This window comes from Variovorax sp. RCC_210, assembly GCF_041355175.1.
Taxonomy (GTDB): domain Bacteria; phylum Pseudomonadota; class Gammaproteobacteria; order Burkholderiales; family Burkholderiaceae_C; genus Variovorax.
The window spans coordinates 146214-170896 of record NZ_JBFUPJ010000005.1 but is presented as its reverse complement, the minus strand read 5'-3'; the positions used below and the strand labels follow the sequence as shown (position 1 = coordinate 170896).

The 24683-nt window shown below is 67.9% G+C and carries 23 protein-coding genes; 6 read left to right on the top strand and 17 right to left on the bottom strand.

All coding sequences use genetic code 11. From position 1 onward, the window contains the following. Nucleotides 1-8: 8 nt before the first annotated feature. A complete protein-coding gene (locus tag AB6807_RS17350; RefSeq protein WP_371085524.1) occupies nucleotides 9-764 on the bottom strand; it encodes a sulfite exporter TauE/SafE family protein in 756 nt (251 codons plus the stop codon). After that, complete coding sequence (gene pyrB, locus AB6807_RS17345) at nucleotides 758-1717, bottom strand: aspartate carbamoyltransferase (protein ID WP_371085523.1); 960 nt, start codon at nucleotides 1715-1717, stop codon at nucleotides 758-760. The genes AB6807_RS17350 and pyrB overlap by 7 nt, the downstream gene beginning before the upstream one ends. A gap of 154 nt (nucleotides 1718-1871) precedes the next feature. Here pyrB and AB6807_RS17340 point away from each other — a divergent pair, with 154 nt between their 5' ends. Continuing rightward, on the top strand, nucleotides 1872-2846 hold the full coding sequence (locus AB6807_RS17340) for a LysR family transcriptional regulator (protein WP_371085522.1): 975 nt from the start codon (nucleotides 1872-1874) through the stop codon (nucleotides 2844-2846). Here AB6807_RS17340 and AB6807_RS17335 read toward each other — a convergent pair. Continuing rightward, nucleotides 2818-4074 carry a Zn-dependent hydrolase gene (locus AB6807_RS17335; protein ID WP_371085521.1) on the bottom strand — a complete coding sequence of 419 codons (1257 nt, stop codon included), beginning with the start codon at nucleotides 4072-4074 and terminating at the stop codon, nucleotides 2818-2820. The genes AB6807_RS17340 and AB6807_RS17335 overlap by 29 nt on opposite strands. 262 nt (nucleotides 4075-4336) lie before the next feature. Between AB6807_RS17335 and AB6807_RS17330 the strand changes: the two genes are divergently transcribed. Beyond that, entirely contained in the window at nucleotides 4337-4627 is a 291-nt protein-coding gene (locus AB6807_RS17330; protein WP_056572926.1) for a co-chaperone GroES, read from the top strand. Between the two features lie 52 nt (nucleotides 4628-4679). Further along, entirely contained in the window at nucleotides 4680-6335 is a 1656-nt protein-coding gene (gene groL / locus AB6807_RS17325; RefSeq protein WP_116912242.1) for a chaperonin GroEL, read from the top strand. 171 nt (nucleotides 6336-6506) lie between these two features. Here the strand turns inward: groL and xylB are convergent, their stop codons facing one another. The 11 genes from xylB to AB6807_RS17270 form a co-directional block, all read right to left on the bottom strand. Further along, entirely contained in the window at nucleotides 6507-7988 is a 1482-nt protein-coding gene (xylB, locus tag AB6807_RS17320; RefSeq protein ID WP_371085520.1) for a xylulokinase, read from the bottom strand. A gap of 27 nt (nucleotides 7989-8015) precedes the next feature. Further along, a complete protein-coding gene (locus AB6807_RS17315) occupies nucleotides 8016-8972 on the bottom strand; it encodes an AraC family transcriptional regulator (RefSeq protein ID WP_116912244.1) in 957 nt (318 codons plus the stop codon). Nucleotides 8973-8998: 26 nt separating this feature from the next. Continuing rightward, nucleotides 8999-9973 carry a carbohydrate kinase gene (locus tag AB6807_RS17310; RefSeq protein ID WP_116912245.1) on the bottom strand — a complete coding sequence of 325 codons (975 nt, stop codon included), beginning with the start codon at nucleotides 9971-9973 and terminating at the stop codon, nucleotides 8999-9001. A gap of 33 nt (nucleotides 9974-10006) precedes the next feature. After that, nucleotides 10007-10678 (bottom strand): transaldolase family protein, encoded by a 672-nt coding sequence (locus tag AB6807_RS17305; protein ID WP_371085519.1) that lies wholly within the window; start codon nucleotides 10676-10678, stop codon nucleotides 10007-10009. A gap of 103 nt (nucleotides 10679-10781) precedes the next feature. Then, nucleotides 10782-11570, bottom strand: a complete 789-nt coding sequence (locus AB6807_RS17300; RefSeq protein WP_116912247.1) for an L-iditol 2-dehydrogenase — start codon at nucleotides 11568-11570, stop codon at nucleotides 10782-10784. After that, entirely contained in the window at nucleotides 11567-12955 is a 1389-nt protein-coding gene (gene dalD / locus AB6807_RS17295; RefSeq protein ID WP_371085647.1) for a D-arabinitol 4-dehydrogenase, read from the bottom strand. The genes AB6807_RS17300 and dalD overlap by 4 nt, the downstream gene beginning before the upstream one ends. A gap of 79 nt (nucleotides 12956-13034) precedes the next feature. Beyond that, nucleotides 13035-14075 carry an ABC transporter ATP-binding protein gene (locus AB6807_RS17290; RefSeq protein WP_286513395.1) on the bottom strand — a complete coding sequence of 347 codons (1041 nt, stop codon included), beginning with the start codon at nucleotides 14073-14075 and terminating at the stop codon, nucleotides 13035-13037. A 17-nt stretch (nucleotides 14076-14092) separates the two neighbouring features. After that, the gene (locus AB6807_RS17285; RefSeq protein ID WP_116912249.1) at nucleotides 14093-14926 is read right to left on the bottom strand and encodes a carbohydrate ABC transporter permease; all 834 of its coding nucleotides are present in this window, start codon (nucleotides 14924-14926) and stop codon (nucleotides 14093-14095) included. Between the two features lie 12 nt (nucleotides 14927-14938). After that, nucleotides 14939-15796 carry a carbohydrate ABC transporter permease gene (locus AB6807_RS17280; protein ID WP_116912250.1) on the bottom strand — a complete coding sequence of 286 codons (858 nt, stop codon included), beginning with the start codon at nucleotides 15794-15796 and terminating at the stop codon, nucleotides 14939-14941. A gap of 142 nt (nucleotides 15797-15938) precedes the next feature. Further along, a complete protein-coding gene (locus AB6807_RS17275) occupies nucleotides 15939-17249 on the bottom strand; it encodes a sugar ABC transporter substrate-binding protein (RefSeq protein WP_116912251.1) in 1311 nt (436 codons plus the stop codon). Nucleotides 17250-17465: 216 nt separating this feature from the next. Beyond that, entirely contained in the window at nucleotides 17466-18398 is a 933-nt protein-coding gene (locus AB6807_RS17270) for a LysR family transcriptional regulator (protein WP_286513399.1), read from the bottom strand. A gap of 108 nt (nucleotides 18399-18506) precedes the next feature. On the opposite strand from AB6807_RS17270, the gene AB6807_RS17265 reads away from it, so the two are divergent. Together AB6807_RS17265 and AB6807_RS17260 are read left to right on the top strand one after the other, a co-directional pair. Further along, entirely contained in the window at nucleotides 18507-19481 is a 975-nt protein-coding gene (locus tag AB6807_RS17265; RefSeq protein ID WP_371085518.1) for a Bug family tripartite tricarboxylate transporter substrate binding protein, read from the top strand. Nucleotides 19482-19542: 61 nt separating this feature from the next. Beyond that, a complete protein-coding gene (locus AB6807_RS17260) occupies nucleotides 19543-20628 on the top strand; it encodes a 4-hydroxythreonine-4-phosphate dehydrogenase PdxA (protein ID WP_371085517.1) in 1086 nt (361 codons plus the stop codon). On the opposite strand, the gene pgi is transcribed toward AB6807_RS17260, so the two are convergent. Both pgi and tal read right to left on the bottom strand, forming a co-directional pair. Continuing rightward, nucleotides 20609-22171 carry a glucose-6-phosphate isomerase gene (gene pgi / locus AB6807_RS17255; protein WP_371085516.1) on the bottom strand — a complete coding sequence of 521 codons (1563 nt, stop codon included), beginning with the start codon at nucleotides 22169-22171 and terminating at the stop codon, nucleotides 20609-20611. The genes AB6807_RS17260 and pgi overlap by 20 nt on opposite strands. 2 nt (nucleotides 22172-22173) lie before the next feature. Next, entirely contained in the window at nucleotides 22174-23133 is a 960-nt protein-coding gene (tal, locus tag AB6807_RS17250) for a transaldolase (protein WP_116912255.1), read from the bottom strand. 245 nt (nucleotides 23134-23378) lie between these two features. Here tal and AB6807_RS17245 point away from each other — a divergent pair, with 245 nt between their 5' ends. Then, entirely contained in the window at nucleotides 23379-24065 is a 687-nt protein-coding gene (locus AB6807_RS17245; protein WP_286513411.1) for a lipocalin family protein, read from the top strand. Here the strand turns inward: AB6807_RS17245 and AB6807_RS17240 are convergent. Continuing rightward, nucleotides 24011-24673 (bottom strand): HAD family hydrolase, encoded by a 663-nt coding sequence (locus AB6807_RS17240; protein ID WP_371085515.1) that lies wholly within the window; start codon nucleotides 24671-24673, stop codon nucleotides 24011-24013. The genes AB6807_RS17245 and AB6807_RS17240 overlap by 55 nt on opposite strands. Between the last annotated feature and the right edge of the window lie 10 nt (nucleotides 24674-24683).

The following is a 24683-nucleotide window of genomic DNA, read 5'->3' as shown; positions in this document are numbered from 1 at the left end:
GCCGGCTGCTATCCGGCCACCGCTGCCTCCCACAGCAGCTTGCCTCCCAGCAACAAGGTGAAGGCCAGGAACGCGGCCTTCATGCGCTTCGGGCTCGCGACGCGGCCCACCCATGCGCCGAGCCAGCCGCCCACCGCGCAACCGACCAGCAACGGAATGCCCAGCCCGAAGTCGACCGTGCCGCTCGAAATGAAGGTGGTCACCGAGGCCCCCACCACCAGCAGGTTGATGCGTGTCATGACCGCCGCGCTTTCGCTGAAGCTCAGGCCGTAGCAATGCATCAGCGCAAAGATCAGAAAGCTGCCGAAGCCCGCCCCGAAGAAGCCCGAGTACACGCACAGCCCGAAGATCACCGCGACACCCACCGGCGCGGGCGGCGGCCGCGCCTGTGCGTCGCGCGGGCGCCGCGAGAAGTCGGTGCGGTGCGTGACCCACAGAATGACGACCATCAGCAGCGCCACCACGATCTTCAACACCCGGTCGGCAATGCCCACCACCAGCAGCGAGCCCGACACCGACCCGACGACAGCCAGCGGCCAGACCACCCAAGGCATCTTCGTGCGCTCGGAGGCGTCGCCGCGGCGCGCGAGCGAACCGGTCGCGAACGAACCGAGCAGCGCGAACTTGACCGTGGCAATGCTCTGCGCCGCCGGGTGTCCCATGAGCAGCAACAGCGGCACCCCGGCGGTCGCTCCCCCGCCGATGGTGACCGCCACCACGCCGATGAAAAGGCCCAGGCCGACCAGCACCAGCGCCGTCAGCACGACCTGCCCGCCGCGGAGTTGCCGGAGCTCCTGCCTTTCCAATCGGTCATGCAGCGCAGCAGCGTGGCGCTTCGCACGGCCACGCCATGGCGGGCCTGCTGGAAGTACTTGTTCTGCGGGGTTTCGTCGATGTCCACATCGAGCTCGTCGGTGCGGGGCAGGCAATGCATGACAACCAGCCCCGGCGACGCGCGCGACAGCAGCGCGCGGTGCAAGCGGCATTTCTGCAATTGGCGCAGGTACACGGCCGGGTCGGTGAATTGTTCCTGCTGCACGCGCACCATGTAGACCAGGTCGACATGGCCGATCATTTCCTTCATGGACGAATACATTTGCGGCGCCACGCCGTGCAATTTGCCCAGTTGTGGCGGAAATTCGCTGCCTTCATCGCCGTCGAGGGCCGAATCGACGATATGCAGGCGGACGTTGCTGAATTTGCGCAACCCCGCAATCAGCGACCTTGCCGCGCGCGAATACCGGATGCCGCCGGCAATGCCGATGTGCAGGTTGTCGACGCCGCCGAAATGGTCGTGCAGCGTGTAGAGGTCGATCAGGGTCTGCGTCGGGTGCTGCACCCGGCCCTCGCCCGCGTTGATGAGCGGCACGCCCACCGTGCCCTTGATGCGGCGCATGACGTCGTCCTCCGCATGGCGGGCGACCACGGCGTCGCAGTAGAAGCCGGCCATGCGCGTGGTGTCGAGCAGGCTTTCGCCCAGTTCGACGCGAGTGTTGCGCACGTCGGAAACACTCAGCACGCGCGCGCCGAGCCGGTAGGCCGCCGCCTCGAAACTCAATCGGGTCCGCATGCTGGGCTCGAAGAAGAGCGTGCACACGACCTTGCCGGTCAGCGCGCGCCGGAAGTCTTCGGGCGAGCGCCGTATATGGTCAATGTTAGAAAACAATGTTTCTATTTCGGTCCTGGAAAGATCATCGATGGAAATAAGGTCCTGCATGCCAATCCCCCTGAGCAGTTCTTTTGTTTGAAAACGCGTTCTTGGGGGTCTTGGCATATAAACCGGCCATCTATTTGTTCGACTGGTGTTTTGCTCTTCGCCCCCTGCAAGTGATTCTGTATTCGTTCATGCTTAAAAAATTTCGTGCGCCGTTATGCAATCCATAAAAAACGATTTGGCTTTGTCCATTAATTTCGAACAACTGCGCACTTTTTCACTTGTTCTTGAATTGGGCAGTTTTTCGGCGGCGGCCGAACGGCTCGGCGTGACGCAGCCGGCGGTGAGCGTGCAGGTCAAGCAACTGGAGCGGCGTCTTGGCGTGCGCCTGATCGAACGGGTCGGTCGGCGCGTGGGGCCGACGCCTGCAGGCGCGGACCTGCTGGCCGAATTGCCGAACGTGGCGACGGCGCTGACGAACGCGATCAACGCCGCCACCTTCCATTCGGCCGGCGTGGCGGGCCGCGTGAGGCTGGGCACGGGCGGCACCGGCTGCCTCTACCTGCTGCCGCCGGTGCTGCGCGACCTGCGCGCGCGATACCCGCTGCTGGACATCATCGTCAGCACCGGCAACACCGAGGGCTACGTGCGGCGCGTGGAGGACAACACGGTCGACGTCGCGCTGGTCACGCTGCCTGTCGCTTCACGCGCGCTGGCGGTCACGCCCATCCTGCGGGACGAGTTCGTGGCCATCTGCCAGCGCGGCAGCGCCGATTGGCCGGCCGAGGTGTCGGCGGCCACGCTGGGGGCGCTCCCGCTCGTGAAGTTCGTGCCCGGCGCCAGCGCGCGGGGCCTCGTGGACGACTGGCTTCGCCGCGGCGGGCACGCGTCGCCGCCGGTGATGGAGTTCGACAGCGTCGAAGCCATCAAGGAAATGGTGGCGGCCGGGCTGGGCGTCGCCATCCTGCCGAAGATGGCGGTCACGGGGCGCGGCCATCACGCCGAGCTCGACCTGCGGCCGCTCCAGCCGCCGCTGCACCGCACGCTGGCGCTGGTCACGCGCAACGACAAGCCCGTGAGCAAGGGCCTGCGGCAGGTGATCGACGCGGTGGTCGCCGCGGGGCGCGCCGTGGAAGCGGCCAACGGCGAACCGGCGAAAGACGCTACGGCGCCGGCGCGTCGAGCTCCCTGAGCGTTTCGGCCAGCACGCGGGTGCCGGCGGCCACCTGCTCCTTGCTCGCCCACTCTTCCTGGCAGTGGCTGCGCCCGTCGAGGCAGGGAATGAAGATCATGCCCATGGGCCCGGTCGCCGCCACGTGCATGGCGTCGTGGCCGGCGCCGCTGGGGAGCGCCCTGTGGGGCAGCGCGAGGCGGTCGGCCGCGCGGGCCACGGCCTGCATGACGAGGTCGCTGCACTTCGTGGGCGGCGTGCGGGTCAGCGGCGCGGCGCTGCAGCTGACCCGCAACTGCCGCAGGTCGTCGCTGCACAGCGCGATGGCCCGCTCCGGAAATTCGTCGAGCACCGCCTGCGCGTTGCTGCGCACTTCGAGCACCATGTCGACCCGGCCGGGCACGGCGTTGGGCACGTTGGGGCTCATCGAAATGCGCCCGATGGTCGCCACCACATAGTGCGGCTGGCCGTCCATGGCGCTGGCCTCGCGGTGCACCGCGTCGATCAGCCGGGCCGCGCCCACCAGCGCATCGCGGCGGATGTCCATCGGCGTGGTGCCGGCGTGGTCGGGCTGGCCAGTCACGGTGAGGGCCACGCGGCGGATGCCCACGATGTCGGTGACCACGCCGATGGGCAGCCCCTCGCGCTCGAGCACTGGGCCCTGCTCGATGTGCAACTCGACAAAGGCGGCGACCCCACCGGGGCCCCTGGCCGCGCCGGCCAGCGCGTCGGGCCGGGCGCCGATGCGCTGCATGGCCTGGGCGAGGCTTTCGCCGGCCTCGTTGCATGCGGCGAGCATGGCGTCGTCCAGCGTGCCGGCAAAGGCGCGGCTGCCCACGCACGAGATGCCGTAGTCGCTGGGCTCCTCGGACAGGAAGTCGACCACTTCGAGCGGATGGCGCAGCACCACGCCCGATTCGTGCAGCGACTGCGCCACCTCGAGCCCCGCGAGCACGCCCAGGATGCCGTCGAAACGACCGCCGCCCACCACGGTGTCGCAGTGCGAGCCAGTCACCAGTGGTGCCAGCCCGGGCTGGCTGCCTTCGCGCCGGCCGGTCAGGTTGCCGGCGGCGTCGAGGTGCACGGCGAGCCCCGCTTCCTCGAATTGGCCGCGCAGCCACTGCCTGGCGCGTTCGAATTCGGGCGAGAAGGCGCGGCGGGTCCAGGGAACGTCGGGGCGGGTGAAGGAAGCGAGGGTTTCGAGCCGACGCCAAAGGCGCTCGGGCTGGATGGAGAGGATTGGAGGCATCCCCGTATGGTGGCCGGGCCGGCGCTTTCTTTGAAGCGTGGACGGGTAATGCAAGCCATAAAGCACTCTTTCAGACGCCCTGGCCGGCGCCCTTGAAGCCGCCGGGGCATTTCCCTGCCCTTGAAACGTCATCGATTGCCCTTATGATTAGCACTCGCTGTTGATGAGTGCTAACAGCCACTCGCTTCCAGTCGAATGGGCGCTCCGGCCTTGTCCGGTGCCCGACCACAAACCCGTTTCTTATCCATATCCAGGAGATGCAATGAAACTTCGTCCTTTGGCCGATCGCGTGATCGTCAAGCGTGTTGACAGCGAAACCAAGACCGCCTCCGGCATCGTCATTCCCGACGCAGCCGCCGAAAAGCCCGATCAGGGCGAAGTCCTGGCCGTGGGCCCGGGCAAGCGCAACGACAAGGGCGAACTGGCCGCACTGACCGTCAAGGTCGGCGACCGCGTCCTGTTCGGCAAGTACAGCGGCCAGACCGTCAAGGTCGATGGCGACGAACTGCTCGTGATGAAGGAAGACGACCTGTTCGCAGTCGTCGAGAAGTAAGCCTTCTCCCTTCCGATTCATTCAAATCCAATCCTTTCGGAGTTAATTCATCATGGCAGCAAAAGACGTAGTCTTCGGCGGAGAAGCCCGCGCACGCATGGTCGAGGGTGTGAACATCCTGGCCAACGCAGTCAAGGTCACCCTGGGCCCCAAGGGTCGCAACGTGGTGCTCGAACGCTCGTTCGGCGCCCCCACCGTGACCAAGGACGGCGTGTCGGTCGCCAAGGAAATCGAACTCAAGGACAAGCTGCAGAACATGGGCGCCCAGCTCGTGAAGGAAGTGGCCTCCAAGACTTCGGACAACGCCGGTGACGGCACCACCACCGCGACCGTGCTGGCACAAGCCATCGTTCGCGAAGGTTTCAAGCTGGTGGCTGCCGGCATGAACCCGATGGACCTGAAGCGCGGCATCGACAAGGCTGTCACGGCCCTGGTCGCCGAGCTGAAGAAGGCTTCCAAGCCCACCACCACCTCCAAGGAAATCGCGCAAGTCGGCTCCATCTCGGCCAACAGCGACGAAACCATCGGCAAGCTCATCGCTGACGCGATGGACAAGGTCGGCAAGGAAGGCGTGATCACCGTGGAAGACGGCAAGTCGCTGGACAGCGAACTCGACGTCGTCGAAGGCATGCAGTTCGACCGCGGCTACCTGTCGCCCTACTTCATCAACAACCCCGAGAAGCAATCGGCGCTGTTGGACAACCCCTTCGTGCTGCTGTTCGACAAGAAGATCAGCAACATCCGTGACCTGCTGCCGGTGCTGGAGCAAGTCGCCAAGGCTGGCCGTCCGCTGCTGATCATTGCCGAAGAAGTCGAAGGCGAAGCCCTGGCTACGCTGGTCGTGAACACGATCCGCGGCATCCTGAAGGTCGTGGCTGTGAAGGCTCCTGGCTTCGGCGACCGCCGCAAGGCCATGCTGGAAGACATCGCCATCCTGACGGGCGGCAAGGTCATCGCTGAAGAAGTGGGCCTGACGCTCGAAAAGGTGACGCTGGCCGACCTGGGTCAAGCCAAGCGCATCGAAGTGGGCAAGGAAAACACGATCATCATCGACGGCGCCGGCGCTGCTGGTGACATCGAAGCCCGCGTGAAGCAAGTGCGCGTTCAGATCGAAGAAGCGACCAGCGACTACGACCGTGAAAAGCTGCAAGAGCGCGTGGCCAAGCTGGCCGGCGGCGTGGCAGTGATCAAGGTCGGCGCTGCCACCGAAGTCGAAATGAAGGAAAAGAAGGCTCGCGTGGAAGACGCCCTGCACGCTACCCGCGCTGCAGTGGAAGAAGGCGTCGTGGCTGGCGGCGGCGTGGCTCTGCTGCGTGCCAAGCAAGCTGTGGGCACCTCGGTCAAGGGCGACAACGCCGACCAGGAAGCCGGCATCAAGCTCGTGCTGAAGGCCATCGAAGCGCCCCTGCGCGAAATCGTGAACAACGCCGGCGGCGAAGCCTCGGTGGTGGTGAACGCTGTGTTGGCCGGTTCGGGCAACTACGGCTTCAACGCTGCGAACGACACGTACGGCGACATGCTCGAGCTGGGCATCCTGGACCCGACGAAGGTCACCCGCACCGCACTGCAGAACGCCGCTTCGGTGTCCTCGCTGCTGCTGACGACCGAAGCCATGGTTGCTGACGCACCCAAGGACGAGTCGGGTGCTGGCGGCGGCGGCATGCCCGACATGGGTGGCATGGGCGGCATGGGCGGCATGGGCATGTAAATTCGCTCGCCCCCAGGCTGCGCGGCACTTCGTGTCCGCTACGCCAACCCCCTACCGGGGGCAACACCTGCGGCCCGGCAAAGCCGGTTCCGCGGTGTTTCGCGAAATAAAAAAACCCGTCTTGCGACGGGTTTTTTTATGGGCGCTCGGAATGTTGCTGGAGCCCGTCGGCTAATAGAACTGGTCTTTCAGCGCGGCGTAGAGCGCCTGGAACCGCGCATGGCGCGCCTTGTGGCCCTCGGCCCCGTCCCTCGACGGCACCAACGCCTGCTTCACCGGCGGCAGCGTGCACACCTCCGCCACGGCGCCACCATCGGCCAGCCACGCCAGGCGCGCCGCGCCCAGCGCACCGCCGGTCTCGCTGCCCGCGTACAGCGTGAGCGGCACCCCGAAGATGTCGGCCAGCAACTGTCCCCACCACACGCTGCGCGCACCGCCGCCCACCAGCGCGACTTCGCGCAGCGGCATGTCAGCCGGCAGGCGCAAGGTGTCGAAGCCGTCGCGCAAGCCGAAGCTCACGCCCTCGACCACCGCGTAGGCAATTTCCGCGGGGCCGTGCGCATGCGTCAGGCCGAACAGCACGCCCTGCGCATTCGCGTTGTTGTGCGGCGAGCGCTCGCCCGACAGGTACGGCAGGAACAACGGGCAACGCGCACGCTGGTCGGCCGCGACGGAAGCCGCCGCCTCGAGCAGCGCGGATTCGTCGGCGAACCTGAACGTCTTCGCGGCCCAGCTCACGGCGCTGGCGGCCGAGAGCATCACCGACATCTGGTGCCAGCGCCCGGGCAGCGCGTGGCAAAACGCATGCATGGCCTGCGCGGGGTTCGGCAGGAAGCGGTCAGTCGACACGAACACCACGCCCGAGGTACCCAGCGAGACAAAGCCCTGCCCCGGCTCCACCAGCCCCATGCCGACCGCGCTGGCGGCGTTGTCGCCCGCGCCGCCGGCAATCAGCACCTCGCTCTGGCCTTGGCCCGTCCCGAGGCCCCAGCGCGCGGCCAGCTCGGGCTTGAGCCGCGCCGACACCTCGCTGCCCTCGACCAGCCGCGGCATGTGCGCGCGCGTGAGGCCGGTCGCGGCCAGCAGCTCATCGGACCAGTCGCGCGCGCCCACGTCGAGCCACAGCGTGCCGGCCGCGTCCGACATCTCGCTGACCGCCTCGCCGCTGAGCATGAAGCGCAGCCAGTCCTTCGGCAGCAGCACGCGTGCCGTGCGCGCGAACACCTGCGGTTCGTGCTCGCGCACCCACATCAGCTTGGGCGCGGTGAAGCCCGGCATCGCGAGGTTGCCCGCGATGTCGCCGAGCCGCGGCACGGCGCGCGTGAGCGCCTCGCACTGGGCGGCGCTGCGGCCGTCGTTCCACAGGATGGCGGGGCGCAGCACCTCACCCGCCGCGTCGAGCAGCGTGGCGCCGTGCATCTGGCCCGACAGGCCGATGGCGCGCACCGCGGCGAGTTCTTCGGGGTGCGACTTGCCGAGCGCGCGCATCACCTCTTCCAGCGCCTGCCACCACTGCTGCGGCGCCTGCTCGGACCACAACGGTCGCGGCCGTTCGACCGTGAGCGGCGCGCGCGCCACGCCCACGATGCGGTGATCGTCGGCGAGCAGCAGCGCCTTGAGCTCGGACGTGCCGAGGTCGAGTCCCAGATACAAGATGAACCCCCTGGAAAACAGGAATGCTCAGGACGGCAGGCCGCTGCCGAAGCGCGTGTCGGCCTGCTTCCTGAACTCGCTGGGCGTCATTCCCTTGATCTCGAGAAAGCGCCGGTTGAAATTGGCCACGTTGTTGAAGCCCACCTGGTAGCAGATGTCCGTCACGTAGTGATCGGTCTGCATCAGCAGGTGGCAGGCGCTGTTGATGCGCACGCGGTTGACGAAGTCGGTGAAGCTGTTGCCGGTGGAACGCCTGAAGAAGCGGCTGAAGCGGCTCTCGCTCATGCCCAGCTCGGCGGCCACGTCCGACATGGAGATCGACTCCGCCATGTTGTTGGTGATGCGGTTGACGATGCCGTTGATCTGGTCGACCTGCGCGTCGCCGTCCGCGCCCTGTGCACCTTGCATCTGCACGCTCGACAGCAGCCGGTAGTCGGTGCAGTCGGCCAGGTCCGCCAGGAACTCGCAGAACAGGCCCAGCCGGCGCACGCCGCGCGCGGCCTTGATGTGGTCCCAGTGGCTCTGCGCCTGCTGCGACATGCCGAAGAACTCGATGCCGTGGCGCGCGCGCTCCAGCAGCTGCATCACCTCGCGCAGCTCCGGAATCTCGGCGGCGGCCCGCTCGATGGGCTCGTGGCGAAACTGGATCACCCGGTCGCGCCCGGCGGCGCCGCCTTCGGGCACGTCGAGCGAGATCCAGTTGTGCGGCAGCCGCGGTCCGCACAGCACCAGGTGCCCGGGCTGGAACGGCCCGATCCAGTCGCCGATGAAGGCCTTGCCCGAGGTCTCGGTGATCAGGTGCAGCTCGTAGTCTTCATGGAAGTGCCATCGCACCAGCGGGCTGGGAAAGCCGTGCGCCAGGCAGCGCACCAGGCCGGTTTCTTCGGGCGCTTCGTAGCCCAGCGAGGGGGAGCGCGCAAAGTCGCGCTCCAGCTCGGGCTGGCGTTGGCGGGGAATCGAACGCTTGCGTGTGGACGTCGTCATGGCAGCAACGGTTCAGGCCGCACGGCTCAGGGCCGGGAGGCAGGTTCGGCAGCGGAATTCTGTGCCTGCGCGAGCGCGGCGTGAACCGCGACCAGCGTCGGTGGGTCCGCACCCTCGCGGGTGCAGTTCAGGGCGGCGGCGGTGGCGGCAAAGCCCATCACCTCGCGCCAGGTCTCGTCGCTCAGCCCGGCGAGCTGCGCAGGCTGCTCCACGCCGTGCGCCAGCAACGACACCGACAGCCCGGCCGTGAAGGTGTCGCCCGCGCCGATGGTGTCCACCACCTGCACGCGCGGCGCGGCCACGGCAAGGGCTTCATGCCCGGTGCGCCACAGCGTCGCGCCGTCGCCGCCCCGCGTGACGATCACGGCGCGCGCGCCGGCCTGCAGGATCTGCGCGGCCAGCGCATCGACCGGTTGGCCCGGCGCCAGCAGCTCCGCGTCTTCGTCGCTGAGCTTCACCAGGTCGGCCAGCGCGAACCAGCCGGACACGCGCTCGCGGTAGGAGGCCATGTCCGGAATCAGGCTGGGCCGCACGTTGGGGTCGAACACGATCACGCAGCGGCCCCTGTTCGCCGCGATCAGGTCGGCGATGCGCGTGGCGGCCGGCTGCTGCAGCAGCGAGATCGAGCCGAAGTGCAGGAAGCGGCAGTCCGCCGGCAGCTGCGGCAGCGGCTCGGGCGCCCAGGTGGCGTCGGCGCTGCCGCTTGTGTAGAACGCGTAGCGGTTGGTCTGCGGCGTGCGTTCGACGAAAGCCAGCGTGGAGGGCGCGTTGCTGCGCAGCACGAAGCTCGTGTCCACGCCGTTGCGTTGAAGAAAACCCATCAGCCGCTCGCCGAACAGGTCGGTCGACAGCTGCGTGAAGAAGCCGGTGGGCTGCCCGAGCCGGGCGCAGGCCACTGCCGTGTTGAGCGGCGAGCCGCCCTCGTGCCCCAGGAAGGCCAGGGTGCCGGCCTCGCTGGCGGTGAAATCGATGAGGGCTTCGCCCGTGAGTGCTATGCGCATGGTGTCTGGATTCTGGGTCACTGTGTCATGGGCTCAAGGCAAGCTGCCCGCGTCGGCCAGGAAGCCGCGCTCGGCGGCCAGCGTGGGCGGGTGGTCGAGCAGCTCCGCGAACAGCCGCGGCGGAATGGTGATGGCACCCACGCCGAGCCCCAGCAGCGAAAGATACGCCTCGCGCGAACGAATGCTCGCCACCAGCAGCCGCGTGCCCGACGAAGGCCGCTGTGCGACCAGCGATTGCATCTGAGCAATCAGCGCCAGCCCGTTCACGCCCGAGTCTTCGAGCCGCCCGAGATACGGCGCCGCATAGGCCGCGCCCAGCTGCGCCGAGAAGTGCGCCTGCTCGGGCGCGTACACCGCCGTGAACGTCACGGGCACGCCCTGCGCGATGAGCTGCGCGCCGGCATCGAGGCCCTGGCGCGTGGCGGGAATCTTGACCACCAGCTGGCCGCGGTCGAACTGCGGCAGCAGCGCATGCGCGTCGTCGAGCATGCCGTCGACCTCGCTCGAATACACCTGGGCCTGCACTTGCCGAGCCCCGAGTTCGATGCAGCGCTTCAGCAGCCCCGGCAAGGCCGCACGCCCGATGCCCGCACGCAGCAGCAGCGTCGGGTTGGTGGTCACGCCGTGCACCACGGGGTGCGGCAGGCAGGCCTGCAGTTCTTGCAGGTCGGCGCTGTCCAGGTAAAGGTGGAAGTCTTCTGTCATGGCTTTTTTTGTGCCGAAAGTGCCGGTGCGTTCGGGGACGGGTGAACAGGCCGCCCCGAACCACGCACGCAAGAAACATCGCGAAGAAACAAAAAGCACCTCATCAACTCATGACGTTGCCGCCATCCACATTCAGAGTCTGCGCAGTGATGTAGCGCGCCTCGTCGCTCGCAAGAAACACCGCGGCCCCCGCGATGTCGCCAGGAAGCCCCATGCGCCCGAGCGGCACCGCCAGCCCGACCTGCCGCTTCTTCTCCCCGGGCTGCAGCCCCTCGGCCTTGGCGAACAGGCTGTCGACGTGGTCCCACATCGGCGTGTCGACCACACCCGGCGAGATGCCGTTCACCCGTATGCCGTGCGGCGCCATGGCCAGCGCGGCGCTCTGCGTGTAGCTGATGACGGCCGCCTTGGTCGCGCAGTAGTGCGACACCAGCGCCTCGCCGCGGCGCCCCGCCTGCGAGGCCATGTTGATCACCGACGCGCCCTGCGTGCCGGCCTCGACCATGTGGCGCAACACCGCCTGCATCACGAAGAACATGCCCTTCACGTTGACCGCGAACAGCCGGTCGAACGAGGCTTCGTCGCTGTCGAGCAGCGGCGCCAGGTCGAACACGGCCGCGTTGTTGAACAGCGTGTGCACCGGCCCGAAGGCGACCTGCGCCTCGGCCAGCATGTGCGTGATGGCCTGCGTATCGGTCACGTCGGCGGCGATGTAGGCGAGCGTGTCGGGGTGGCTCTGCTGCAGCACGCGCACGGCCTCCGGCGCGGCGGTGGCGCGGTCGATCACCGTGCAGCGCGCGCCCTCGGCCATGCAGGCCTCGGCCACGGCCAGGCCGATGCCGCCGCCCGCGCCGGTCAGCAGCACATGCTTGTCTTGCAGGCGGCCGCTCATGGCTTGCCCTGGGTGTCGACGAAGCGCGCCACGCGTTCGCTCGCACGGCGCACCGCATCGACCAGGCGCGCGTCGCCCGCGGTGTGGCCCCACAAGCCCGCATCCGAACACAGGGCCAGCACCGGGTCGGCCGCATCGCAGATCGCATGCGCCACCGCTTCGTCCATGCCCTGGTCCTGGTACGTATACGGCAGCGCACCCCGGTGCCAGCGCTGCAGGAAGGCGAGGAACAGCGCGGGCAGCATCGCCACGCTGTCGATGCTCGCGCCGGCCGCCAACCGCTCGCGCACGGTGGGGGCGATGAAGCCCGGAATCTTCGAGAAGCCGTCCGCCGCCACGCGCTGGTTGGTGTCGCGGATGGCAGGGTTGCCGAAGCGGTCGAGCACCACGTCGCGGTAGGCCGCCAGGTCGATCGGGCTCGGCGTCAGGCACGGAATGACATCGTCTGTGACGTAGTCGAAGGCCATCTTTCGGATGGCCGCGTCGTGCGTGCCCTCGTGGATGAAGTTCAACCCCACCAGCGTGCCCGCCCAGGCAATGCAGCTGTGCGTGGCGTTGAGGATGCGGATCTTGGCCTCTTCATACGGCTGCACCGACGCGACCAGCTCCGCGCCCACGCGCTCCCACTCGGGCCGGCCGGCCGCGAAGTTGTCTTCGACCACCCACTGGATGAAGCTCTCGCCGGTGATGGCGGCGGCATCGTCGCGGCCGGTGGCGGCCTGCACGCGCGCGCGCAGTTCGGGCGGCGGGCGCGGCGTGATGCGGTCGACCATGGCGTTGGGGCAGCGCGTATTCGCGTTCACCCAGGCCAGCAGGTCGGTGTCGCCCGCGAGCGCGATGAACTCCAGCAGCCCGGCGCGAAAGCGGTCGCCGTTGTGGCGCAGGTTGTCGCAGTTCAGCAGCGTGATGGCGCCGGCGTCGGCCGCCTTGCGCGCGCGAAGAATGGCGCACACCGCGCCGTAGACGGTCACGTTGTCGCCGCCGGACTCGCCCTTGCGCGCGCGCTCCACGTCGGCCGCCAGCTCGGCGAACGACAGGTCCAGCTTGTCCTTGTTGTCGAGGTAGTAGCCCGCTTCGGTCACGGTGAACGAGACGATGCGCGTGCCGGGTGCCGCGCCGCGCGCGACCACGCTGGCCAGCGAGGGCTCCCAGGCCAGCACCTCGCGGATGGCCGTGATTTCCTCGTAGCGGTACTCGCCCGCGGGCGACACGGTTTCCAGCGTGTAGCGCCCGCCCTGCGCCTGCAGCGCCGCGACGACGTCGGCCATGTCCGGGCGGATGTTGGCGCCCGACAGCGACCAGCGGGCGTCGCCCGCGTCGATCAGCCGCTGCAGGTACACCGCCTGGTGCGCGCGATGGAACGAGCCCAGGCCGAGATGAAGCACCGTGAACTCCGAGGGAGCCGGTGGAATGTGCGCGATGGTCACGGCAATGTCCGTTGAAATGGCGTTGAAAGATTCGGAGTCACGCGCCGACCGAACGGCCTTCGCGGTTGAACAGGTGGAGCACCGAGGGGTCGAGCTCCACCGCCACGTCGTCGCCCGCCTGCAGCGGCGTGCGGTCGTTCTGGCGCGCGATGAGCGGCACGCCGCCCACGTCGACGTGAATGAGCGTGTCGGCGCCCAGCGCCTCGATGAGCTCCACGCGGCCCTGCACGTCGCTCACCGGCGCGCCCTGCTTCGGATGCACGCGCAGGCCTTCAGGGCGCACGCCCAGGAAGCCGTCGGCGGGCAGCTTGCCGCCGGTGGCCGCCGAGAAGCTGGGAATGGCGGCGGCCGCCACCATGTTCATCGACGGCATGCCGATGAACTGCGCGACGAACTGGTTGGCCGGGTGGTCGTACAGCTCCAGCGGCGTTCCCACCTGCTCGATGAGCCCGTCCTTCAGCACCACCACGCGGTCGGCCAGCGTCATGGCCTCCACCTGGTCGTGCGTCACGTAGATGGTGGTGGCGCCCAGCGCGCGGTGCAGCTTGTGGATTTCCACGCGCGTGTTGCCGCGCAGCGCCGCGTCGAGGTTCGACAGCGGCTCGTCGAACAAGAACACCTTGGGCGCGCGCACGATGGCGCGCCCGATGGCCACGCGCTGGCGCTGGCCGCCCGACAGGTCCTTGGGCGTGCGGTCGAGGTACTGCGTCAGGTTGAGCGTCTTGGCCGCGTACTCGACCTTGGTCTTGATCTCGTCCTTGGGCACGCCCGCCAGCTTCAGCGCGAACGACATGTTGTCGTACACGCTCATGTGCGGGTAGAGCGCGTAGCTCTGGAACACCATGGCCAGGTCGCGCTTGCCCGACGGGGTCCAGGTGATGTCCTTGCTGTCCAGCAGCAGGTTGCCGCTGGTGATGGGCTCCAGCCCGGCAATGAGCCGCAGCAGCGTCGACTTGCCACAGCCCGAGGGCCCGACGAAGACGATGAACTCGCCCTTGGCGATCTGCAGGTCGACGCCCTTGATGATGTCGACGTCGCCGAAGCTTTTCTTGATGTTCTTGAGTTCGAGGTAGGCCATGAGATGTCTCCCTTTCTTTACTTGACGGCGCCGAAGGTCAGGCCCTGCACGAGCTGCTTCTGGCTGAACCAGCCGAACACGACGATGGGCGCGATGGCCATCAGCGACGCGGCCGACAACTTGGCCCAGAACAGGCCCTCGGGGCTGGAATACGAGGCGATGAGCGTGGCCAGCGTGCCGGCCTTGGCCGAGGTGAGGTTGAGCGCCCAGAAGGCCTCGTTCCAGCTCAGCACCAGGCACAGCAGGCCGGTCGATGCGAGCCCGCCCACCGACAGAGGCAGCACCACGTGGCGGAACTCCGTCCACAGGTTGGCGCCGTCCATGCGCGCGGCCTCCAGGATTTCGTTCGGAATGTCCTTGTAGGCGCTGTACAGCATCCACACCATGATCGGCAGGTTCGACAGCGTGAACACGATGGTCAGCGCGGTGAGCGAGTCGAGCATGCCCGCGGTCTGCGCGATCACGTAGATGGGCACCAGCGCGCCCACGGCCGGCATCATCTTGGTGGAGAGCATCCACATGAGGATGTCGCGCGTTTTCTTCGTGCGGAAGAAGGCCATCGAGTACGCCGCGGGCGCCGCGATCAACAGGCCCAGGATGGTCGAGCCCAGGCTGGTGATGAGCGAGTTGCGCGCGTACAGCAGGTAGTCGCTGCGGCGCTGCACCTCGCCGAAGTTGTCGAGCGTGGGCTCGAAGATGAACAGCGGCGGCACGTGGATGGCCTGCAGCTCGGTCTTGAAGGCCGTGAGGAACAGCCAGCCGAGCGGAAAGAACAGCACGAGCGTGACGGCCCACGCACCCACGGTGCGAATGGCCTGCGGCAGGAAGTTGCTGGGAGCTTGTTGTTGCATGACGTGTGCGCCTCAGTCGAGGTTCTTGCCGATGATTCGGATGAGGAACACGGCCACGATGTTGGCCAGCACCACCGCGAAGAGCGCACCGGCCGAAGCCACGCCCACGTCGAAGTTCATGAGCGACTGCTTGAAGATCATGTAGGTCATGTTCGTGCTCTCGTTGCCCGGGCCGCCGTTGGTGGTGATGGCGATCTCGGCGAACACGCTGAGCAGGAAGATCATCTCGATCATGATCACCACGGCCATCGGGCGGCCCAGGTGCGGAATGGTGAGATAGAAGAAGCGCTGGAACGCGCTGGCGCCGTCCATGCGCGCGGCCTCCATCTGCTCGCGGTCCAGCGACTGCAGCGAGGTGATGAATATCAGGCAGGCGAAGGGCAGCCACTGCCAGGCCACCATGATGATCACCGACAGCAGCGGCACGTCAGTGAGCCAGTCCACCGGCTGCGCGCCGAAGAAGCGCCACAGGTCTGCCAGCACGCCGTAGATGGGGTTCATCATCATGTGCTTCCACAGCAGCGCGTTCACCGCGGGCATGACGAAGAACGGCGAGATGAGCAGCACCCGCACGATGCCGCGCCCCGGAAACGGCTCGTTCACCAGCAGCGCGAGCAGCACGCCGAACACCACCGTGATGACGATCACGCTGCCGATGAGCAGCAGCGTGTTCCAGGTGGCCGGCCAGAAGTCGGGGTCGGTGACGAAGTAGTGAAAGTTCTCGAGGCCCGCGAAGGTGCGCTCGCCGGGCTGCATGAGGTTGTAGTTGACGAACGAGAAGTACAACGTCATCAGCAGCGGCACGATCATCCACAGGAAGAGCGTGAGCACCGCGGGCGCCATGAGGGCGCGGGGCAGGAGTCTTTTCATTGTGTGTTCCTCTCTGGGGCTGTTGCCCCCTCTCCCGCGTGGCGGGAGAGGGTTGGGGTGAGGGCAAGCGACGCCGGCGGTGGGCGCGCTGCTGCCCCCTCACCCTGGCCCTCTCCCCGAGGGGAGAGGGGAAGGGACCGGGTTACTTGTAGTACCCGCCCTTTTTCATCTCACGCTCCGCGGCCGTCTGCGAAGTCTTCAGCGCCTGGTCGACCGTGACCTTGCCCGACAGCGCCGCGCTCATCTGCTGGCCCACCGCCACGCCGATGGCCTGGAACTCCGGAATGGCCGCGTACTGCACGCCCACGTACGGCGACTTGGGCAGCGTGCTGTCCGTGAGGTTGGCGCTGTCGATGGCCTTCTTCTCGGCTTCGGCGAACTTGGCGACCTTCTGGAACTCGGGGTTCGCGTAGGTCGACTTGCGCGTGCCGGTGGGCACCGAGGCCCAGCCGGTTTCCTTGGCCACCAGGTTGATGTAGTCCTTGGACGTGGCCCACTTGATGAACTTCTGCGCGGCCTCGTCCTTGGTCGAGCTGGCCGGGATGGCCAGGTTCCACGACCACAGCCAGTTGGCGCCCTTGGGCGTGCTGGCCGTCGGTGCCTGCGCGAAGGCGACCTTGTCGGCCACCTTCGACTGCTTCGGGTCGCTGATGAACGAGGCGGCGATGGTCGCGTCCACCCAGGCGGCGCACTTGCCTTCGTTGAACAGCGCCAGGTTCTCGTTGAAGCTGTTGGCCGAGGCGCCCGGGGGGCCGTCCTTCTTCATCATGTCGACGTAGAAGGTGATGGCGTCCTTCCAGGCCTTGGTGTCGATCTGCGGCTTCCACTGCATGTCGAACCACTGGCCGCCGTTGGTGTTGACCAGCGTGGTCAGGAAGGCCATGTTGTCGCCCCAGCCCGGCTTGCCGCGCAGGCACATGCCGTACACGCCGGCCTTGGGGTCGTTGGCCTTGTCGGCGAACTCCTTCACCTGGGCCCAGGTGGGCTGGTCGGAAAACTTCACGCCCACCTTGTCGGCCAGGTCCTTGCGGTACATGAGCATGGAGCTCTCGCCGTAGAACGGCGCGGCGTACAGCTTGCCGTCGGTCGACAGGCCGTTGCGAATGGCGGGCAGCAGGTCGTCGATGTCGTAGGCGGCGTCGGTGGCAATGGGCTTGAGCCAGCCCTTCTTCGACCAGATGGGCGCTTCGTACAGGCCGATGGTCATCACGTCGAACTGGCCGCCCTTGGTGGCGATGTCGGTGGTCACGCGCTGGCGCAGCGTGCCTTCCTCGAGCGTGACCCACTTCAGCTTGATGTCGGGGTTGGCTTTTTCGAAGAAGGGGGTGAGCTTCTGCATCTCGATCATGTGGCCGTTGTTCACGGTCGCGATCACGAGTTCGGTGGCGGCCTGGGACACGACGCCCGTACCGATGAGTGCGAGGACGAGGCCCGCTTTCAGAAAACGCTTCATGTTGTCTCCTAGAGGTGAGCGACGCCCTCTTGTCGGGTCGCCGTGCCGGGATTCTGAAGAAACGCGCTTGCGGCTTTGGTACTTCGAATGTCGACGATGGTACTTTCATGCACCACCTGACTGGTGGATTCCCTAGTTAACGCAATACAGCATGGATTCTGCGCAATCCAAAGCGCTACGTGAAGGCTCGGCGAGCTCCAGCGGGTTTCGAGCGGTTCAGGCGGTGTCGCCCAGCAGCTGCCGGCGGAATTGCGCCGCCGCCGGCGAGAGCGCCCGGTCTTCGCGCGTGATCAGGCAAATGGGCGGCACCCGCACCGGCAGCTCGAGCGCCACGGTGCGCAGCACGCCCAGCCGGGCGTAGTGGTTGGCCTGCGAGGCGGGCATGACGGCCGCCATGTCGGAGTTTTCCAGCAGCGCCGTGATGGCAATGGGCGATGCCGTTTCGATGATGTCCAGCCGCGCCTGGATGCCGGCCTCGCGCATGGCCGCCTCGAAGCGCCCGCGCTGCGGCGAGCCCGGCGGCTGCAGCACCCACGACCAGCCCGCCATGTCGGCCAGCGTGACGGCCGCGCGCTCGAACACCGGGTGCGCGGTGCGCACCACGACCACCTGCGACTCGCCCAGCAGCGGCACGCTGGCGTACTTCGCCTCGTCGTGGCCGTCGGTGAGGCGGCCCAGCACCAGGTCGACGTCGCCCTGTTCCAGCTGCGCCTGCATCACGTCGCTGGTCTCGACCACCACCGACACTGCCACCCGCGGATGGCGCCGGTGGTACTCGACCAGCGCCGGCGCCAGCAGCTCGGCCACGGCGCCGGGCACGCTGCCCACGCGCAACGCGCCGCTCAGGCCCGAGCGCAGCGCCAGCATTTCCTCGCGCGCGGTGCCGAAGTCGCTGAGCACACGGCGGGCGTAGCGGATCAGGATCTCGCCGTAGGGCGTGGGTTCCATGCCGCGCGCCAGCCGCTCGAAGAGCTTCTCGCCCAGCGAGTCTTCCAGCTGCTGCAGCAGCTTGGTGGCCGCGGGCTGGCTGATGTTCATGGCCTCGGCCGCGCGGCCCAGGTGCCGGTGCGCATGCAGCCGGGCCAGCAACAGCAGCTGGCGCGGGCGCACATGGAGCATCAGGGAGGTGTCGGCGGGCTCGTGTGTCATGCACAAAAGTATATGGAGTGCCGGCTTTTTTCGATTGGATCGGCCGGCCGTTGCTCCGTACGCTCGGGCTCACAACAAGTCGCAAGACACAAGCTGGAGACAAACCCGATGAAGCCTTTCTTCCTGGCCCGCGTGGGGTGGCTCGCCGCGATGGCGCTGTCAGCGCCCCTGGTCAGCGCCGAGCCCGCCTACCCCGACAAGCCGATGCGCATCATGGTGGGGGCTTCGCCCGGCGGCGGCACCGACATCCTGGCGCGCGTGCTGGCCGACAAGTTCGCGCCCTCGCTCAAGCAGACGGTGGTGGTCGAGAACCGGCCCGGCGCGTCCAACACCATCGCCGGCGAGCTCACCGCCCGCGCGCCGGCCGACGGCGCCACGCTGCTGCTGGCCACCAACACGGCGCAGGCGGTGGCGCCGCACATCCTCAAGCTCAAGTACGACCCGCTGAAAGACCTGCAGCCGGTGGGCCTGGTGGCCGTCATGCCCAATGTGCTGGTGGTGTCGGCCAGCTCGCCCTACCGGTCGGTGAAGGACCTGGTGGCCGCCATGGCGGCGCGGCCGGGCGGCTTCAAGTACGCCTCGTCGGGCATCGGCAGCACGCAGCACGTGGGCGGCGAGGCCTTCAACCTGGCCACGGGCATGAAGTCGATCCACGTGCCCTACAAGGGCAGCGCTCAGGCCCACGTGGACATCATGTCCGGCGAGGTCGACATGATGTTCGACAGCACCTCCTCGGCCATGGGCCAGATCAAGGCCGGCAAGTTCCGCGCGCTGGCCGTGAGCGCGCCGCAGCGCTCGCCCGAGCTGCCCGACGTGCCCACGCTGGCCGAGCAGGGCATCAAGGGCGCCGACGTGTCCACCTGGTACGGCCTGTACGTGACGGCCGGCACGCCGCGCCCCGCGGTCGAGCGGCTGAACGCCGAGCTCACGCGCACGCTGAAGATGGCCGACGTGCAGGCGCGCATCAAGGCCCTGGGCGGCGAACCCGGCGCGCTGACCGGCGAGCCCTTCGCGGCCATGAACCGGCAGGAGTTCGACCACTACGGCCAGCTGGTGCGCGACGCCAACATCAAGGCCGATTGACGCCGCGCGCACTCCCCCGAATTCAACCAGTTTCCCCACCGTCCACATCGCCCACATCGTCATGTCCACCCCATCCAAGACCCCGAGCGTGATCTCCGCCAAGCCCCGCCTCGTCGTGCTGCTCGGCGACCCCGGCGGCGTCGGCCCCGAGATGGCCGTGAAGCTGCTCGCGCGCCAGCGCAACCTGGACGCCGCGCGCGTGCTGCTCATTGCCGACCCGCTCGTGCTGGCCGCCGGCGAGCGCGTGGCGGGCGTGAAGCTCGATGCGCTTCGCATCGACAGCCTGGACAGCCTGCGCTTCGAAGACGGCCGGCCCAGCCTGCTCGCCTGCGACTGGATGGCGGGCAGCGAAGCGGTGCTCGGCGAATCGAACGAAGCCTCGGGCCGCGCCTCTTTCGAGGCGCTGGAGCTGGCCACGCTGGTGGTGCGCCGCGGACAGGCGGATGCCATCGTGTTCGCGCCGCTCAACAAGCATTCGCTGCGCCTGGGCGGGCTGGTGCACGAAGACGAGCTGCGCTACATGCAGGAGCGCTTCGCGGTGAAGGGCTTCGTCTGCGAGTTCAACCTCACGGGCTCGCTGTGGACCTCGCGCGTGACCTCGCACATTCCGCTGAAAGACGTGGCGAGCCACATCACGCTGGAGGGCGTGCAGGACGCGGTGAAGATCATCGCCTCGGCCCTGCGCCGCGCCGGCGTGGCGCACCCGCGCATCGCGGTGACGGGGCTCAACCCGCACGCGGGCGACGGCGGCTCCATCGGCATGGAAGAAATCGAGATCATCGCGCCGGCCATCGCGCAGCTGCGCGCCGAAGGCCATGACGCGCGCGGTCCGTTCTCGCCGGACACGGTGTTCATCGGCGCGCGGCGCGGCGATGTCGATGCGGTGGTGTCGATGTACCACGACCAGGGCCAGATCGCGATGAAGCTCATGGGCTTCGAGCAAGGCGTGACCTTGCACGGGGGGCTGCCGGTGCCGGTGGCCACCTCGGCCAGCGGCAGCGCCTTCGACATTGCCGGCCAGGGCGTCGCGCAGATCGAAGGGCTGCAGCAGGCCTTCGACCTGTGCGTGCGCATGGCCAGCGGCGCGCCGGCGGCGGCGGCAACGGCGCAGGGCGCCGGCGAAGCAGTTACGGCTGCTGCGGGCTGAGGCGCTGCAGCAGGCCGGCCGTCGAGGCGTCCAGCCCCATCACGTCGCCCGAGGCGAGGCGCGGCTCGATGTCCTTGGCCAGCACCTTGCCCAGCTCCACGCCCCACTGGTCGAAGCTGTTGATGCCCCACAGCGCACCGCTGGTGAACACGCGGTGCTCGTACAGCGCCAGGAAGGCGCCCAGCGTCTCGGGCGTGAGCTTCTCGAACACGAAGAAGGTGCTCGGCCGGTTGCCCGGAAAGTTCTTGTGGCCGCCCTCGTCGAGCTTGCCGACCATGAGCGCCTGCGCCTGCGCGAGCGCGTTGGCCAGCAGCTTGGCGTGGTGGCCTTCGAGGTCGTGCGCGGCGTCGCGCACCGCCACGAACTCGAGCGGAATCACGTCGGTGCCCTGGTGCAGCATCTGGAAGTAGGCGTGCTGGCCGTTGGTGCCGGGCTCGCCCCACAGCACCGGCGACGTGCCGAACGCCACGGGCTTGCCGCTCGCGTCCACCTGCTTGCCGTTGCTTTCCATTTCCAGCTGCTGCAGGTAGGCCGGCAGCCGCTTCAGCGCGCTGTGGTACGGCGCGATGCCGCGGCTGGTGAACTTGTGGAAGTTGCGGTACCAGACGTCGAGCAGCCCCAGGCGCACCGGCAGGTTCTGCGCGAGCGGCGCGGTGCGAAAGTGCTCGTCCATCGCATGCGCGCCCGCCAGCAGCCGGCGAAAGCCCTCGGGCCCGATGGCCAGCGCAATCGGCAGGCCGATGGCCGACCACAGGGAATAGCGGCCGCCCACCCAGTCCCAGAAGCCGAAGGTGGTGGTGATGCCGAACTTCTTCGCCGCTTCCACGTTGGTGGTGAGCGCCGCGAAGTGGCCCGCGATGTCGGTGCCGCCCGACTGCTCGTACCAGCGCTTGGCCGAGAGCGCGTTGGTCATCGTCTCGGTGGTGGTGAAGGTCTTGGAGGCGATGAGGAACAGCGTGTGCTCCGGCGCCAGCCCTTTCAGCACGCCGGCCAGTTCGTGCCCGTCGACGTTGGAGACGAAGTGAAAGCGCTTGCCCGGCGCGGCGAACTCGGCCAGCGCCAGCACCGCCATCTGCGGGCCCAGGTCGGAGCCGCCGATGCCGATGTTGACCACGTCGGTGATGGTGTGGTCGCCGCGCACCTGCTCGGCATAGGCCAGCATGGCGTCGAGCGTGGCGTGCACCTCGCGCAGTTCGTTGGCGGTCTTCGGGCCGGTGGGCGCATCGGCCGGGGCGCGCAGCAGCGTGTGCAGCACGGCGCGGTCTTCGGTGTTGTTGATGTGCTCGCCCGCGAACATGGCGTCGCGGTGCGCCTCCAGGCCGCATTCGCGCGCCAGCGTGAGCAGCAGCTCTTCGGTGCGCGCGTCGATCAGGTTCTTCGACAGGTCGGCGAAGACGTAGGGAGCCTCCTGGCTGAAGCGCGCGAAGCGGCCGGCGTCGTCGACGAAGGCGTGGCGCACATCGAACTGGCGCCCTGCGATGTCGAAGCTGGACTGCAGCTGCGCCCAGGCCGGTGCGCGGTCGCAGCGTTGGGTCATGACCATGGTTACTTGCCGCTTTCCTGCATGAGCTTCTCGAGCTTCACGGCGTCGGCCGCGAAGGCGCGGATGCCCTCGGCGAGCTTCTCGGTGGCCATGGCGTCTTCGTTGAGCGCGAAGCGGAAACCGGCCTCGTCGTAGCTCACCTTCTTCGCATCGTTCTGCTTTGCGGCGGCCTTGGCGTCGAGCGCGTGCTCGAGCGGCTCGTTGCTCGCGGCCAGCTCGGCCAGCAGCTCGGGGCTGATGGTCAGCAGGTCGCAGCCGGCCAGCGCCTTGATCTGGCCCACGTTGCGAAAGCTCGCGCCCATCACCTCGGTCTTGATGCCGTGCTGCTTGTAGTACTCGAAGATCTGGCGCACCGACTTCACGCCCGGGTCGTTGGCGCCGGCGCTGGCGGCCTCGTCCCACTTGGCGCCTGCCGACTTCTTGTACCAGTCGTAGATGCGGCCCACGAAGGGCGAGATGAGCTGCACGCCCGCGTCGCCGCAGGCCACGGCCTGCGCGAACGAGAACAGCAGCGTGAGGTTGGTGTGGATGCCGCGCTTCTGCAGCTCGCGCGCGGCCTCGATGCCTTCCCAGGTGGAAGCGACCTTGATGAGCAGGCGCTTCTCGGTGTCGATGCCTTCGGCCTTGTACAGCGCCACGATGCGCTCGCCGCGGGCGATGGTGGCAGCCGTGTCGAACGACAGGCGCGCATCGACTTCGGTGGACACGCGTCCCGGAATGATCTGCAGGATCTCGGTGCCGAAATTGACCAGCAGGCGGTCGATGACCTCGTCCAGCGGCTTGCCCGCGTGCTTCTTCACGGTGTCGTCGAGCAGGGGGCGGTACTCGGGCTTTTGAACGGCCTTCAGGATCAGCGACGGGTTGGTGGTCGCGTCCTGCGGCTTGGAAACGCTGAGCTGCTTGAAGTCACCGGTGTCTGCGACGACGGTGGTCCACTGGCGGAGGGCATCGAGTTGGTTCATGAAATCATTATCCTGTGCGGGTGGTGACAAGTCCTGCACGCAGTTGCGCGTCGGCCGATGTTTTCATGCGCACCGTAGCACGTGTTTTCGCACCGCTCCATCAGCCTGATGCCCGTGGGGTTGTCGGTGTGTTCCAGCCTTTCCGCCCTACAGGGGCTGTGGTCCGCGACTGACGGCCAAAGGGTCTGCCCCGGGGCTAGGCTGCAGGCAAGCGAACGTTTCCATCCCCTTTCAGGAGTGCCCCCATGACCCAACGCCCCCGCCGTATCGGCGCCCGCGCCGCGCCCGCCGTCCGGCCCCCGCCCTTCGACGACCGCCGCACCAGCCAGGCGATCGGTGTCATGGCCACGGCCTTCGTTGTCGGCGGCGTGGCCACTTGGCTGGCCCTGGGCGCGGCACGCACCGCGCGCGCCCAGCCCGCCGGCCCGGCCGACGGCGCTCCGCTGATGCGCGCGCCGCTGCAGGTGGTGGCGCCGGTCGACCTTCAGCGCTATGCGGGCATCTGGCACGAGCAGGCGCGCCTGCCGAACCGCTTCCAGAAGAACTGCGGCGGCCCCGTGACCGCCGAGTACACGCCCCAGCCCGATGGCACCGTGCAGGTGCTGAACCGCTGCGTGCGGCCCGACGGCAATTTCGACGAGGCCATCGGCAGCGCGCGCGTGGTGCCGGTGGCGGGCCAGCCGGGTGCCGGCCGGCTCGAGGTGCGCTTTGCGCCGTCGTGGCTCAGCTGGCTGCCGATGGTGTGGGGCGACTACTGGATCCTGAAGCTGGACCGCGAGTACCAGGTGTCGCTGGTGGGCACGCCCAACCGCGAGTACCTCTGGGTGCTGTCGCGCGCGCCGCGGGTGGACGCCGCGGTGCTGGAAGCCGAACTTGACTACGCCCGCAGCCTGGGGTTCGACACCGACAAGGTGGTGTTGACCGGCAGGTAACGCTGCAACTGCGACGGCAACGTGGCCGGCGCGGTGCAATGAATGGCGTGCCAGCCGAAGGCACGGGCCATTTCCACGTTGGCGGCGGAGTCGTCGATGAACACGGTCTGCTCGGGGTCCAGGCCGTGGCGCATGGCCAGCACCTCGTAGATCTCGCGCTCGGGCTTCAGGAACTTCACGTCCCCGGAGAACACGCCGCCGTCGAAGCGCCGCATGAACGCATGCCGGCGCTCGATGGCGCGGGCGTACGGCGCGGGCATGTTCGACAGGTAGTACAGCCGCAGCGGGTGGCCGGCGTCGCGGTGCGAAATCAGTTCCTCGAGCATGCCGACCGTCACGCCGATGGGCTCCAGCCGCTCGCCCAGCCCTTCGAGCATGGTGTGCAGCGCCTCGGCCGGCAGGGCCAGCCGGGCCGACATGCGGGCGATGGCGTCGTCCAGCGTGCGGGTGCCGCAGTCGAAGCTGGTCCAGTCGTCGTGATGGAACAGGGCCCGTCCCAAGGCAGCCGCGGCGGCTTCAGTGGGGGCGTGTGGCGCGAGATGCGTCTGTACCAGGCGGGTGGGCTCCCATGCGAACAGCACGGCGCCAAGATCGAAAACCACGTTCATGGCGCCATTG